This window comes from Pseudarthrobacter sp. H2, from assembly GCF_050157045.1.
GTDB lineage: Bacteria > Actinomycetota > Actinomycetes > Actinomycetales > Micrococcaceae > Arthrobacter.
Genome location: NZ_CP189594.1, coordinates 454,439 through 466,457 on the forward strand (window position 1 = coordinate 454,439; position 12,019 = coordinate 466,457).

At 69.5% G+C, this 12,019-nt stretch carries 10 protein-coding genes; 6 read left to right on the top strand and 4 right to left on the bottom strand.

The genetic code is table 11. The annotated features are described in order from the left end of the window. Positions 1-22 precede the first annotated feature (22 nt). The 5 genes from ACQCSZ_RS02175 to ACQCSZ_RS02195 all read left to right on the top strand — a co-directional run bounded on the left by ACQCSZ_RS02175 (position 23) and on the right by ACQCSZ_RS02195 (position 6,126). Positions 23-1,411, top strand: coding sequence for a cystathionine beta-synthase (locus ACQCSZ_RS02175; protein ID WP_427006507.1), 1,389 nt, complete (start codon positions 23-25; stop codon positions 1,409-1,411). 72 nt (positions 1,412-1,483) lie between these two features. Beyond that, positions 1,484-2,686 carry a cystathionine gamma-synthase gene (locus ACQCSZ_RS02180; protein ID WP_427006508.1) on the top strand — a complete coding sequence of 401 codons (1,203 nt, stop codon included), beginning with the start codon at positions 1,484-1,486 and terminating at the stop codon, positions 2,684-2,686. A gap of 6 nt (positions 2,687-2,692) precedes the next feature. Beyond that, the gene (locus tag ACQCSZ_RS02185) at positions 2,693-3,973 is read left to right on the top strand and encodes a glycosyltransferase 87 family protein (protein ID WP_427006509.1); all 1,281 of its coding nucleotides are present in this window, start codon (positions 2,693-2,695) and stop codon (positions 3,971-3,973) included. Between the two features lie 231 nt (positions 3,974-4,204). After that, on the top strand, positions 4,205-4,744 hold the full coding sequence (locus ACQCSZ_RS02190; RefSeq protein WP_427006510.1) for a winged helix-turn-helix transcriptional regulator: 540 nt from the start codon (positions 4,205-4,207) through the stop codon (positions 4,742-4,744). After that, positions 4,741-6,126 carry an MFS transporter gene (locus ACQCSZ_RS02195; RefSeq protein ID WP_427006511.1) on the top strand — a complete coding sequence of 462 codons (1,386 nt, stop codon included), beginning with the start codon at positions 4,741-4,743 and terminating at the stop codon, positions 6,124-6,126. Before ACQCSZ_RS02190 ends, ACQCSZ_RS02195 begins: the two co-directional genes overlap by 4 nt. Before the next feature lie 85 nt (positions 6,127-6,211). On the opposite strand, the gene ACQCSZ_RS02200 is transcribed toward ACQCSZ_RS02195, so the two are convergent. Genes ACQCSZ_RS02200 through ACQCSZ_RS02215 form a run of 4 tightly spaced genes read right to left on the bottom strand, consistent with a single transcriptional unit; the run spans position 6,212 to position 10,793 of the window. After that, positions 6,212-7,402 (bottom strand): acyl-CoA dehydrogenase family protein, encoded by a 1,191-nt coding sequence (locus ACQCSZ_RS02200; protein WP_427006512.1) that lies wholly within the window; start codon positions 7,400-7,402, stop codon positions 6,212-6,214. A gap of 21 nt (positions 7,403-7,423) precedes the next feature. Continuing rightward, positions 7,424-8,947 (bottom strand): APC family permease, encoded by a 1,524-nt coding sequence (locus ACQCSZ_RS02205; RefSeq protein WP_427006513.1) that lies wholly within the window; start codon positions 8,945-8,947, stop codon positions 7,424-7,426. Beyond that, the gene (locus ACQCSZ_RS02210) at positions 8,944-10,170 is read right to left on the bottom strand and encodes a glutathionylspermidine synthase family protein (RefSeq protein WP_427006514.1); all 1,227 of its coding nucleotides are present in this window, start codon (positions 10,168-10,170) and stop codon (positions 8,944-8,946) included. The genes ACQCSZ_RS02205 and ACQCSZ_RS02210 overlap by 4 nt, the downstream gene beginning before the upstream one ends. Positions 10,171-10,172: 2 nt before the next feature. Continuing rightward, positions 10,173-10,793 carry a Tat pathway signal protein gene (locus ACQCSZ_RS02215; protein ID WP_427006515.1) on the bottom strand — a complete coding sequence of 207 codons (621 nt, stop codon included), beginning with the start codon at positions 10,791-10,793 and terminating at the stop codon, positions 10,173-10,175. Between the two features lie 245 nt (positions 10,794-11,038). On the opposite strand from ACQCSZ_RS02215, the gene ACQCSZ_RS02220 reads away from it, so the two are divergent. Then, the gene (locus ACQCSZ_RS02220) at positions 11,039-11,692 is read left to right on the top strand and encodes an MOSC domain-containing protein (RefSeq protein WP_427006516.1); all 654 of its coding nucleotides are present in this window, start codon (positions 11,039-11,041) and stop codon (positions 11,690-11,692) included. Positions 11,693-12,019 lie beyond the last annotated feature (327 nt).

Sequence of the window (12,019 nt, forward strand, 5' to 3'; positions counted from 1 at the left end):
CGGAGACGGTAACTTTGTACCTATGAAGTATGCCCAATCTGTTCTGGACCTCATCGGCCGCACCCCGCTCGTCAAACTGAACCACGTCACCGACGGCATCGGGGCGACAGTCCTGGTGAAGCTGGAATACCTGAACCCCGGCGGCTCGATCAAGGACCGCATCGCGGCGAAGATGATCGACGAGGCCGAACGCACCGGCAAGCTGCTGCCCGGCGGGACCATCGTGGAACCCACTTCGGGCAACACCGGCGTCGGCCTGGCCCTCGTGGCCCAGCAGAAGGGCTACCGCTGCATCTTCGTTGTGCCGGACAAGGTGGGCGAGGACAAACGGGCCGTGCTCGAGGCCTACGGGGCCGAAGTGGTGGTGACCCCCACCGCTGTCCCCCCGGACAGCCCGCAGAGCTACTACGGTGTCTCGGACCGGCTGGTGACCGAGATCCCCGGAGCGTACAAGCCGGACCAGTTCTCCAACCCCGCGGCGCCGGCCAGCCACTACGAAACCACCGGCCCGGAGATCTGGAATGACACCGACGGACTGGTCACCCATTGCGTGATCGGCGCCGGCACCGGCGGCACCATCACCGGCACCGGACGGTACCTGAAGGAAGTTTCCGCTCACCGGCCGGCGGACGCAGGCGGCGTGGTCAGGATCATCGGCGCCGACCCCGCCGGGTCCGTGTACTCCGGCGGCACGGGCCGGCCGTATTTCGTCGAGGGCGTGGGCGAGGACATGTGGCCCGCCAACTACGACAAGTCCGTCCCGGATGACGTCATCGCCGTCAGCGACGCCGACTCCTTCGCCATGACGCGCCGGCTGGCCCGCGAGGAAGGCCTGCTCGTCGGCGGTTCCTCCGGCATGGCCGTCGTCGCCGCGCTGCAGATTGCCAAGGACCTCCCGGCGGACGCCGTCGTCGTCGTCATCCTGCCGGACTCCGGCCGCGGCTACCTGGCCAAGATCTTCAACGACCAGTGGATGCGCTCCTACGGCTTCCTCGCCAGCAGCGACGAAACCTCCTCTGTGGGCGAGGTGCTCAAGGCCAAGACCGGCGAACTCCCGGACCTGGTCCACATCCACCCCAACGAGAGCGTCCGGGACGTCATCAACATCATGAACGAGTACGGCGTCTCGCACATCCCGGTGCTCTCCCAGGAGCCGCCCGTCGTCATGGGCGAGGTGCTGGGCGCCGTCGACGAACGCACCCTCACCGCCAAGCTCTTCCGCGGCGAGGCGAAACTGTCCGACAAGATCTCCGAACACATGGGGGAACGCCTGCCCGTGATCGGTTCGCTCGAATCGATCTCGACGGCCCGCGAACTCCTCTCCGACGCCGACACCCTCATGGTGACGTTTGTCGGCGCCCCGGTGGGGATCCTGACCCGCCACGACCTCCTCGCCTACCTCAGCAACTGACCCGGTGGTTGAGCCTGTCGAAAGAAGGATCTCGACAAGCTCGATCACCGGATACCAGCCGAAAGGAACTCCGTGTCTAAAGAAAACCAAGGGTTCAACACCCGCGCCGTGCACGCCGGCCAGGCCTTCGAGCCGCGCACCGGCGCCGTGGTCCCCCCGGTGCACTTCAGCACCACCTATGCCCAGGACGGCATCGGCGGCCTGCGCTCCGGCTACGAGTACGGCCGCGGCACCAACCCCACCCGCGACTCCCTGCAGGAACAGCTCGCGGCGCTGGAAGGCGGCACCGCCGCGTTCTCCTTCAGCTCCGGCCTGGCCGCCGAGGACTCCCTGATCCGCGCCCTGGCCCGTCCCGGCGACCACATCGTGCTCGGCAACGACGCCTACGGCGGAACCTACCGGCTGATCAGCCGCGTCCTAGGGGAGTGGGGCATCACCAACACCCCGGTGGACATGTCCGACGTCGACGCCGTGGCGGCCGCCATCGCCGCTGGCGGAAGCAACGGCGGCACGACCCGCCTCGTGTGGGTGGAGACGCCGTCGAACCCGCTGATGAAGATCACCGACATCGCGGCCCTGGCCACGCTGGCGCACGACGCCGGCGCCCTCCTGGTGGTCGACAACACCTTCGCCTCCCCGTACCTGCAGACCCCGCTCGCCCTCGGCGCCGACATCGTGGTGCACTCCACCACCAAGTACATCGGCGGGCACTCCGACGTCGTGGGCGGGGCGATTGTGGTCAACGACGCCGGCCTGGCCGAGAAGATCGGCTTCGTGCAGTTCGCCGTCGGCGCCGTCTCCGGCCCGATGGACGCCTTCCTCACCACCCGCGGGCTCAAGACCCTGGGCGTCCGGATGGACCGCCACAGCGACAACGCCCAGGCCGTGGCCGAATGGCTGCTCCAGCGCCCCGAGGTGGAGGCCGTGCTGTACCCGGGCCTGCCGTCCCACCCCGGCCACGAGCTGGCCAAAAAGCAGATGAAGAAGTTCGGCGGCATGATCTCCGTGCAGTTCAAGGGCGGCGAGGCGGCGGCGCGCAAGGTGGCCGAATCGACCTCCGTGTTCACCCTCGCCGAGTCCCTCGGCGGGATCGAATCCCTCATGAACTACCCCTCGGAGATGACCCACGCCTCGGTCAAGGGCACCGAACTGGCCGTCCCGGTCAACCTGATCCGGCTCTCCTGCGGCATCGAGGACGTCGAGGACCTCATCGCCGACCTTGAGCAGGCCTTCTCCGGCCTCTCCGGCCTCTCCGGCCCCGAGTCAGGCAGCTAGCCGCCCGTGACAACCGCCACCACCAGGGCCGTCCCGTCCACCACCCGCGGCTGGCTCGCGACGGCGGCCGGCGCGCTCGCCGTCGCCGCCGCCCTGGTGGTGCTGTACTCCGCCTACACCCCGCTGATGAACGACTTCGAGGTCTACTTCTACGGCGGCAGCCGGGTGCTGCAGACCGGGGAGGCCGGCGTCAACGAGCTCTATGCGCCGCGCGACGGGCTGCCCTTCACCTACCCGCCCTTCGCGGCGCTGCTGTTCGCGGCCCTCGCGTCGCTCGGCCAGGGTGCGGGGAGCCTGGTCTTCACCACGACGGCGCTGCTGGGCGCGGCGGTCGTCTCGGCGTGGCTGGCACGGCACTACTTCGGCCTCGGCCGGTGGCGGGACGCGTTTGCGGACTGGCGTTTCAGGGCCGTGGCCCTCGCCGGAACCGCGGCGATCCTGCTGCTGGGGCCGTGGCGCGACACCTTCGACTTCGGCCAGATCAACATCATCCTGATGGGCCTGATCCTGGCCGACTTCGCGCTGCACGGGAAAGCGCGGGCGGGGGAGATCCGCTGGCCCGCGGGGCTCCTGATCGGGATCGCGGCCGGCATCAAGCTCACGCCGCTCGCATTCGGGCTGTACTTCCTGGTCCGCCGCGACTTCAAGGCCCTCGGCTGGATGGCTGTCGGGTTCTTCGGCTCCATCGCCCTGGCCTGGGCCCTGCTGCCCACGGCCTCGGTGACGTTCTGGACCAGGATCCTGCCGGACACCGGGCGGATCGGCGGACCGGCCTATGTGGACAACCTCTCCGTCAAGGGGCTGCTGCTGCACCTGGGCCTGCCGGACTCCGGCCTGACGTCCGTGGTGTGGCTGGTGCTGTCCCTGACCCTGGCCGCCGTGGCCGTGCTCGTAATCAAATGGGCCGTCGCCGCGGACGAGAACTTCGTGGCCGTGTCCGCCACCGCCGTGCTGATGCTGCTGGTCAGCCCCGTGTCGTGGTCCCACCACTGGGTCTGGATGACCGTGGCGCTGCCGTGCATGGGGTTCGCGATGCACCGGGTGCCGTCCCGGGACGGGAAGATGCGCCTCGCCGGCTGGATCATCGTCGCAGCCTCGGCGGTGGCCTTCTACCTGACACCCAAGTACCTCGCGGTCATGGCCGGGGCGCAGGAGTGGGGCAAGGACCCGCAGACCCAGGGCCAGCTCATCGCCGCGAGCCTCGGCGTGGTCTGCGGCATGGCCATGCTGGTCTATTGGGCGCTGGCCTACCGGCCGTCCCGGGCCGCGCTGCGCCCGCCCCGGTAGCCCCGGCCGCCCCCGCCCCTCCCCGAGCGGGCAGTTCGCGCCCCGGAATCGGGAAAATCCGGGCGCGAAGTGTCCGTTCGGCGCAGGCCCCTCCCGCCCCGCCCACCCCTCCCCGCCCCACCACTCCCCGAGCGGGCAGTTCGCGCCCCGGATTCGGGAAAAACCGGGCGCGAAGTGTCCGTTCGGCGCAGGGTCTGGCTTTCTTGAAAAGAGTCAGCTAGGCTTTCCCGCATGGCACTCCGATCCGACTGGTCCCAACGCAACTGCAGCATGGCCCGCGGCCTGGACATCCTCGGCGACCCCTGGGGCATGCTGGTGCTCCGCGAGGTCTTCTTCGGCAACGGCCGCTTCGAGGCCATGAAGAACCGGCTGGGCGCGGCCGATTCCGTCCTCAGCCACCGGCTGGCGGCCCTCGTGGAGTCGGGGCTGCTCGCCCGCCAGCCGTACGACGACGGCGGCCGCACCCGCCAGGAGTACGCGCTCACCGCCAAGGGCGAGGACGCCCTGCCGGTGCTGAACGCCGTCGTGCTCTGGTCCGAAAAGCACCTGCCCGCGCCGTCCGAGCAGGCCCACATGTTCGTCATCCACAGCGGTTGCGGCCAGCGGACCTCCTCCGCGGACAGCTGCACGGCCTGCGGGGAACGGCTCACGGCCGGGAACACCAGCTGGCACAGCCTGACCCGGACCTCGGACCCCGTCCGCCTCGCCACCGCGGCCTCCACCCCGGCTACGCTCGCGAAAACCTCCTCCCAGAATGGAACCGCGGCATGAGCGCTCCCAAGACCACCCTCCTCCAGACTCCCAAGCGCCGGATCCACCCGGCCTGGATCGTGGCGGCCGTGGCCTTCCTGGCGCTGGTGGGCGCCGCCGGCTTCCGTGCCGCGCCGGGCGTGCTGATGGTGCCGCTGCAGAACGAATTCGGCTGGTCCACCACCGTCCTCTCGGCCGCCGTCAGCATCAACTTGGTCCTCTTCGGCTTTACGGCACCGTTCGCCGCCGCACTGATGGAGCGCTTCGGTATCCGCGCCGTCACCTCCGTGGCCCTTGTGCTGATAGGTGCCGGCAGCGCGTTGACGGTGCTGGTGAACCAGTCCTGGCAGATCCTGCTGACCTGGGGGCTGCTGATCGGGCTGGGGACGGGATCCATGGCACTGGTCTTCGCCGCCACCATCGCCAACACCTGGTTCGCCAAGAGCCGCGGCCTGGTGATCGGCATCCTCACCGCAGGCAGCGCCGCGGGCCAGCTGGTGTTCCTGCCGTTCATCGCCCTCCTGGCCCAGGATCCCGGCTGGCGGCAGGCCTCGCTGCTGATTGCCGGGGGCGCGCTGGCCGTGGTGCCGCTCGTGCTGAAGTTCCTGAAGAACTCACCGGCCGACGTCGGCGCCCTGCCTTACGGCGCGGAGGTCCAGTCCCCGGAGGAAAGCGAACTCCGGACGGCTCCTGGCCCGGTCACGCCGGGCGCGCCCGGGGCGGCGGCCGCGCCGGGCGGGACCATGCCCGGCGGGAACGAGCCCGGCGGGAACGCCGCCGTCCGGGCCCTGCAGGTCCTCAAACGGGCCAGCAAGGTGCGCACGTTCTGGGCGCTCGTCGCCGGATTCGCCATCTGCGGTGCCACCACCAACGGGCTGATCGGCACCCACTTCATCCCCTCCGCCCACGACCACGGCATGGCCGAAACCACCGCGGCCGGTCTGCTCGCCGTCGTCGGGATCTTCGACATCGTGGGCACCATCGCGTCAGGCTGGCTCACCGACCGGTTCAACCCGCGGATCCTGCTGGCCGTGTACTACCAGTTCCGCGGGATCGGGCTGCTGGTGCTGCCGCTGCTGCTCAGCGCCACCGTCCAGCCCAGCATGATCGTGTTCGTCGTCATCTACGGGCTGGACTGGGTGGCCACCGTCCCGCCCACCGCCGCGATCTGCCGCCAGGTGTTTGGCGCCGACGGCAGCGTGGTGTTCGGCTGGGTGTTCGCCGCGCACCAGTTCGGCGCGGCCGCGGCAGCACTGGCAGCCGGCGCCGTCCGCGACGCCACCGGGCAGTACTCCTACGCCTGGTTCGCCGCGGCGGCCATGTGCACCATCGCCGCCGTGATCAGCGCAACCATCCGCAAGGACGCCCCTGCCAAGGAACCCGTCCCGGCCGGAGTCGCGTAGCCACGACCGGAAGGCGTCGAGATGGCACTTCGCGGCAGTCGCGGCGCCGGATATTGCCGCGAAGTGCCATCTCGCCGGCGGGAAACTAGCGGAAGGCGGCCAGGCCGGTGATGTGCTGGCCCAGGATCAGGGTGTGGACCTCGTCGGTGCCCTCGTAGGTGCGGACCGATTCGAGGTTGGCGGCGTGCCGCAGCGGTGAGTAGTCCAGGGTGATGCCGTTCCCGCCCAGGATGGTGCGGGCCTCCCGGGCGACCGCGATCGCCTCGCGCACATTGTTGAGCTTGCCGAGCGAGATCTGCTCCGGCCGCAGCTTCCCGGCGTCCTTGAGCCGCCCCAGCTGCAGGGCCAGCAGCGTGCCCTTCTGGATCTCCAGCAGCATGTTCACGAGCTTCTCCTGCGTGAGCTGGTACCCGGCGAGCGGCCGGCCGAACTGCAGCCGCTCCTGGGAGTACCGCAGCGCGGCCTCGTAGGAGTCGCGGGCGGCGCCCATCGCGCCCCACGCGATCCCGTACCGGGCCTCGTTCAGGCAGGAGAACGGCCCGCGCAGCCCGCGGGCGGCCGGCAGCAGGGCCTCCGGACCCAGCCGGACGCCGTCGAACGTGATATCGCACTGGATCGAGGCGCGCATCGACAGCTTCTGCCCGATCGGCGTCGCGGTGACCCCGGGAGTTCCGGCGGGGACCAGGAAGCCGTGGACGCCGTCGTCGGTCATCGCCCACACCACCAGCACGTCCGCGACGGACGCGAGCCCGATCCAGCGCTTGGCGCCGTCCAGCACCCAGCCGGCGTTCCCGCCCGTGCCGTCGCGGCGGGCGAAGGTGGTCATCGACGCCGGGTCTGAGCCGGCCGCGGGTTCGGTGAGCGCGAAGGCGCCGATCAGTTCGCCCGCGGCCATCCGGGGGAGCCACTCCTGCTTCTGCTCCTCCGAGCCCCATTTGTGGATGGCCGTCATGGCCAGGGATCCCTGCACCGAGACGAACGTGCGGATGCCGGAGTCGCCGGCCTCCAGTTCCATCGCGGCCAGGCCGTATTCGACGGCGGAGCGGCCGGGGCAGCCGTAGCCTTCCAGCGCCATGCCGAGCACCCCGAGCTCGCCCAGTTCCGGGGCCAGCTCGAGCGGGAAGACGCCGGCGTCGTACCAGCCTGCGATCCCGGGGCGGATCCGCTGGTTGGTGAAATCGCGGACCTTCTCGCGCACGGCCAGCTCTTCGGCGCTCAGCAGGGAATCGATCGCCAGGACATCGGATACATCGGCAACTTCGGGAAGACGGCTCATTCCAGCATCCTACGGCGCCGGCTACACCGCGGGGGCGGGCTGCTTCCGGAAGTAATCCCGGGTGGATGGCGCGAACCGGCACGCCACGGCCAGCACCACCCCGAGCGCCAGCAGCACCACGCCGCTGACGAACGCCCCGCCGACGCCGAGGATCCGGGTGTCGCCGTAGCCCGGATCCCACATCTGCACGGCCGAGATGAAGAACGCGGCGGTGAGCAGGAGTGCGCCGAGCATCGGCAGGATGCCGCGGAACCAGAGGTTGCGGGCCGAACCGCGGAGGGTCCCGCGGAAGTACCGGACGCAGGCGAACCCGGTGAGGGCGTAATAGAAGGCGATGAACAGGCTGATGGAGCTGATTGAGTCGGAGAGCAGGTTCTCGCTCACGAGGCTCATCAGCACGTAGTAGCCGATCGCCGCGGCGCCCATGACCTGGGTGGAGAATCCGGGGCTCTGGTAGCGCGGGTGGACCTCGCCGAACTTCGCCGGCAGCGCCCCGTGCACGCCCATTGACAGGGTGCCGCGGGCGGTGGGGAGGATCGTGGTCTGGGTCGAGGACAGCACCGAGGCCAGCACGGCGACGACGATCAGCCAGCCCCACGGGCCCAGCACCGCGTCCTTCATGGCCAGGAAGACGTCGCTCCGGTTGGCCTCGTTGCCCAGGCCGATCCCTTCCGTGCCCACCGAGGCATACATCATCACCAGCAGCGCCACGGACACGTAGATCGCCACGAGCACGAACGCGGAGATGACGGCGCCGCGGCCCGGGGTCCTGGCCGGGTTCTCGGTTTCCTCGTTCAGGGCCAGGCAGGTGTCCCAGCCCCAGTAGATGAACAGGGCCAGCAGCGCGCCGTGCACGACGGCGCCCGGGTCGGCGAATGCACCGACTGCGTTGAACCACTCCAGGTCAAACGCCTGGCCGGCTATGGCCCCGCCGGGCGCTCCGCCGGCAATCCGCACAACGATCGCCAGCGCGAAGATGCCCAGGGACCCATACTGCACATACGTCAGGACGCGCTGGACATGCTCCCCGAGCCGGATGCCGCGGTAGTTCACCAGGGTCATGAAAGCAATGAAGACAACCCCGGTGGCGGTCACCACGAGGGAGTTTGCGGCCAGGGACCCGTCCCCGATCAGGAGCCACAGGTACTGTCCGGCGACCTGGGCGAGGTTGGCAAGGACCACGACGCCGGCCAGCGCCACGCCCCAGCCGCCCAGCCAGCCGGCCCAGGGGCCGAAGGCCCGCCGCGCCCAGATGAACGTGGTGCCACAGTCCGGCATGGCGCTGTTGAGCTCGCGGAAGGCGTAGGCGATGAACAGCACCGGAACGAACCCCAGCAGCAGGATCAGGGGAGTGTAATTGCCGTTCACCGCCACGATCAGGCCCAGGGTCGCCGCGAGCGAATAGACCGGCGCGGTGGAGGCCAGCCCCAGCATGACCGAGTCGCCGAGGTCAAGGATTCCGGCCCGCAGTCCCTTGGCGGGAACCGCGGACGGGCCGCCCGGTCCGCCCGGGCCGCCGGCCGCCGTCGTCGTCGGGGTGCTCATGGTGCGATACCTGCCTTGCTGGAGTAGGCCCGGCCCTGGGCCGAAGCCGCCGAGAGCGGCGCCGGGGCGTCGATGGTGTTCGGCACGAAGCGGCAGAAGTAGTCGGTGATGGGACCGTCGGACTCGCGGATGCCGCAGCCGACGGATTCGCCGTCCACCACCCACAGCCCGAGGACCGGACGGTTGCCGTCGAAGTCGGGCAGGGCCTGGAACTGCTGGTAGCACCAGCCTTCGCGGCCGTAGCCGCCGGGCTGCTCGAGCTCGATGCCGGCGGCGTGGATCCTGATGTTGTCCCCTTCACGGCCGTGCAGCGGCTTGGCCACCCATTCCTTCAGCGGGCCGGGGCCGTCCAGGTAGGCGGGGAGCAGGTTGGGATGCTCCGGGTAGAGGTGCCAGAGGGCGGCGAGCAGGGCCTTGTTGGACAGGAGCATCTTCCAGGCCGGCTCCAGCCAGCGCGGATTGTGGGCGCGCTGGAGCAGCCGGTGCCCGAACGGCTCCTTCATCATCAGCTCCCAGGGGTAGAGCTTGAAGATGGTGCTGATCAGAAAGTTGTCCAGGTCCACGAAGCGGTTGAGGTTCGGGTCCCAGCCGATGTCGGACATGTTGATCCCGATCGTGGTCCAGCCGGCCTGGCCGGCGACGTCGCGCATGTAGGCCGCGGTCATCCAGTCCTCGCCGGATTCCTCCGCCTCGGAGTGGGCAACATGCAGCGTGCTCATCCCGGTGCGGTACTGCAGTTTCTTCCACTGCCGGATCAGGGCCTCGTGGATGCCGTTCCACTGGTCCTTTTCGGGGAAGACATCCTGGAGCCAGAACCACTGCGCGACGGCGGCCTCGATCAGCCCGGTGGGGGTGTCGGCGTTGTATTCCAGCATCTTGGCCGGTCCGCCCCGGCAGTCGTAGACGAAGTCGAAGCGGCCGTAGATGTCCGCGTCGCCGGCCTGCAGGGACTCCGCCGCCAGCTCCAGCGCCTCCGCTCCGATGCCGATCGTGCCCATCGCGCCGGTGGCGAGGAACTTCGCGGCTTCCAGGCACATGAGGTGCATGTCCTCGGCGGTCTGTTCGAGGGCCTCCACTTCATCCATGGTGAATTCGTAATAGGCGCCCTCATGCCAGTACTCGACGTTCCCGCCGTCGGGCATGGTGGTGGTGGAAAAAACCAGGCCCTGCTCTTCGATCCGCCGTTTCCAGTCCGGCCGCGGCTCCGATACCAGTCGCTTCATGCCTAGCCTCCCGTGCTTCCGCCCTTGGAGCTGCCGCCGAAGCCGCCCCGGCTGACGGAGCCGCCCTTGGTGCTGTACCCCGTGGACGTCCTCGCGCCGGACGGTACCGTCTTCGTGTAGCTGGGGTAGCCGGAGCGGTTCTGGCCCACGCCGGGCACGCTGGCGCCGCGGGAATAGAAGTACCACGCGTAGAGCGCGGAGCTGCGTCCCGCGCTGCTGCTGTTGCCGCAGTTCGTGTCCTCGACGCGCTCGCCGGTTTCGTCGTTGAAGCAGACCTGGGCGTAGTCGGGCTCCGCTTCGTTGCTGGCAACAATGGCGGTGATGGTGCCGGCCAGGAGCGCTGTCACGCCGAGCCCGACGACGACGGTGCGGCGCTGCGAGCGCTTCTTCCGTGCCGCCGCGCCCGCCAGGTCACGCTCACGTTCGCGTTCAAAGGGGTCAAAGATGGCGCCCGGCGGGGGACCGGAAGAAGCCGGGGCCTGGGCGCCGGACCCGGCGCCGGCCGGGGCCTGGTTGAGCAGCTCAGGCCGGAGTTCCGGCTGGGGGACCTGCCACGGCGGCTGCTTCCTGTCCGGCTGCTTCCTGTCCGGCTGTGGCTCCTCCGGGTCCTCTTGCCTGCCCAATGCGTCCCCCCGCTTCCCCCTGCTCGTAACCGCAGGACGGTTCCGTCCTGCGCAATCTTGCTCGTCCCTTCGGTACCCGTTGACCGGGATGCTCGGGCTGGAGCTGGTTCAGCCTAGGCGCAGCGGGGCCAGCATCCGCAGCCAGCCTAGCCAACTTCCGGGCCGCCGCAAGGAAAACCGGGGGAGAAGTCAGCGGGTCCGCCGCAACGCCCTGTCCTGAGCCGCGCCGGGCCTACACTGGTGCCATGGACACCGCATCTGTGCTTGCCGTCTGCCGGGTTCACCAGCTGCTTGAGGACGCGGGCAGCGTGGGCGTGACGGCGATCGACAAGCGTCCCGTGGACGGCCCCGTCCGGGTGCACAAGCTGGGCCTGCGCGGGGACATCCAGGCGAGCCGGATCCATCACGGGGGCGAGGACCAGGCGCTGTACGCCTACTCCCAGGCTGACGCCGACTACTGGGCCGGGGAGCTCGGGCGTGAACTGCCGCCGGGCATCTTCGGCGAGAACCTGCGGATCGCCGGCATCGACGCCACCAGCGCCGTGATCGGGGAACGCTGGAAGATCGGCCTCGACGTCGAGGTCGAGGTGACCTCGCCGCGCACGCCCTGCGCGACCTTCCAGCGGCGGATGGGCGAGCCGGAATGGGCCAGGCGGTTCGCCGACGCCGGGAAGGTGGGCACCTACCTCCGGGTGGTCCACACCGGCACCATCCGGGCGGGGGACCACATCCACCGGATCTTCGTCCCCACCCACGGGGTGACGATCGGGAAATGGTTCTCCGACCCCACCCTGGACGACATGGAGGCACTGCGCGACGCCGACGCCGACGGCGAGATCCGCCTCCAGCCCGAGTACCACGAGGAATTCGAGAGGCTGCGCCGCCGGCTCGGCGAGTGAGCGCCAGCCGTGGCGCCGGCCGCCACCGCTCGTGCCGCCGCTCGTGCCGTTCCGGCGCCGGCCGTCCCGCTGACTTCCATCCCGCCGGGCCGGAGGGCCGTGTGCGCAAGCTCACCGCCGCCGTCGGCCTCCCGGGTTACCCATGTGCGGATCCATGCCCTACACTTGAAATATCCCCCACTCCGGAAATCCCTTTTTCCTGCCCAATTCTTGAGGCAGGACTGGCAAGTGTTGGGGCCCGCAAATGTGATGCGGGCATTTTCATAGGGAGAGCCGGCTAAAGAAAACGCTGTACAGACTGCTGAGATAGCAGCCAAGAGATGCAGC

What these genes read in the sequence shown, in the direction of transcription:
- ACQCSZ_RS02175 (WP_427006507.1), top strand. Translation starts at nt 23, where the DNA reads ATGAAGTATGCCCAATCTGTTCTGGACCTCATCGGCCGCACCCCGCTC.
- ACQCSZ_RS02190 (WP_427006510.1), top strand. Translation starts at nt 4,205, where the DNA reads ATGGCACTCCGATCCGACTGGTCCCAACGCAACTGCAGCATGGCCCGC.
- ACQCSZ_RS02195 (WP_427006511.1), top strand. Translation starts at nt 4,741, where the DNA reads ATGAGCGCTCCCAAGACCACCCTCCTCCAGACTCCCAAGCGCCGGATC.
- ACQCSZ_RS02200 (WP_427006512.1), bottom strand. Translation starts at nt 7,402, where the DNA reads ATGAGCCGTCTTCCCGAAGTTGCCGATGTATCCGATGTCCTGGCGATC.
- ACQCSZ_RS02205 (WP_427006513.1), bottom strand. Translation starts at nt 8,947, where the DNA reads ATGAGCACCCCGACGACGACGGCGGCCGGCGGCCCGGGCGGACCGGGC.
- ACQCSZ_RS02210 (WP_427006514.1), bottom strand. Translation starts at nt 10,170, where the DNA reads ATGAAGCGACTGGTATCGGAGCCGCGGCCGGACTGGAAACGGCGGATC.
- ACQCSZ_RS02220 (WP_427006516.1), top strand. Translation starts at nt 11,039, where the DNA reads ATGGACACCGCATCTGTGCTTGCCGTCTGCCGGGTTCACCAGCTGCTT.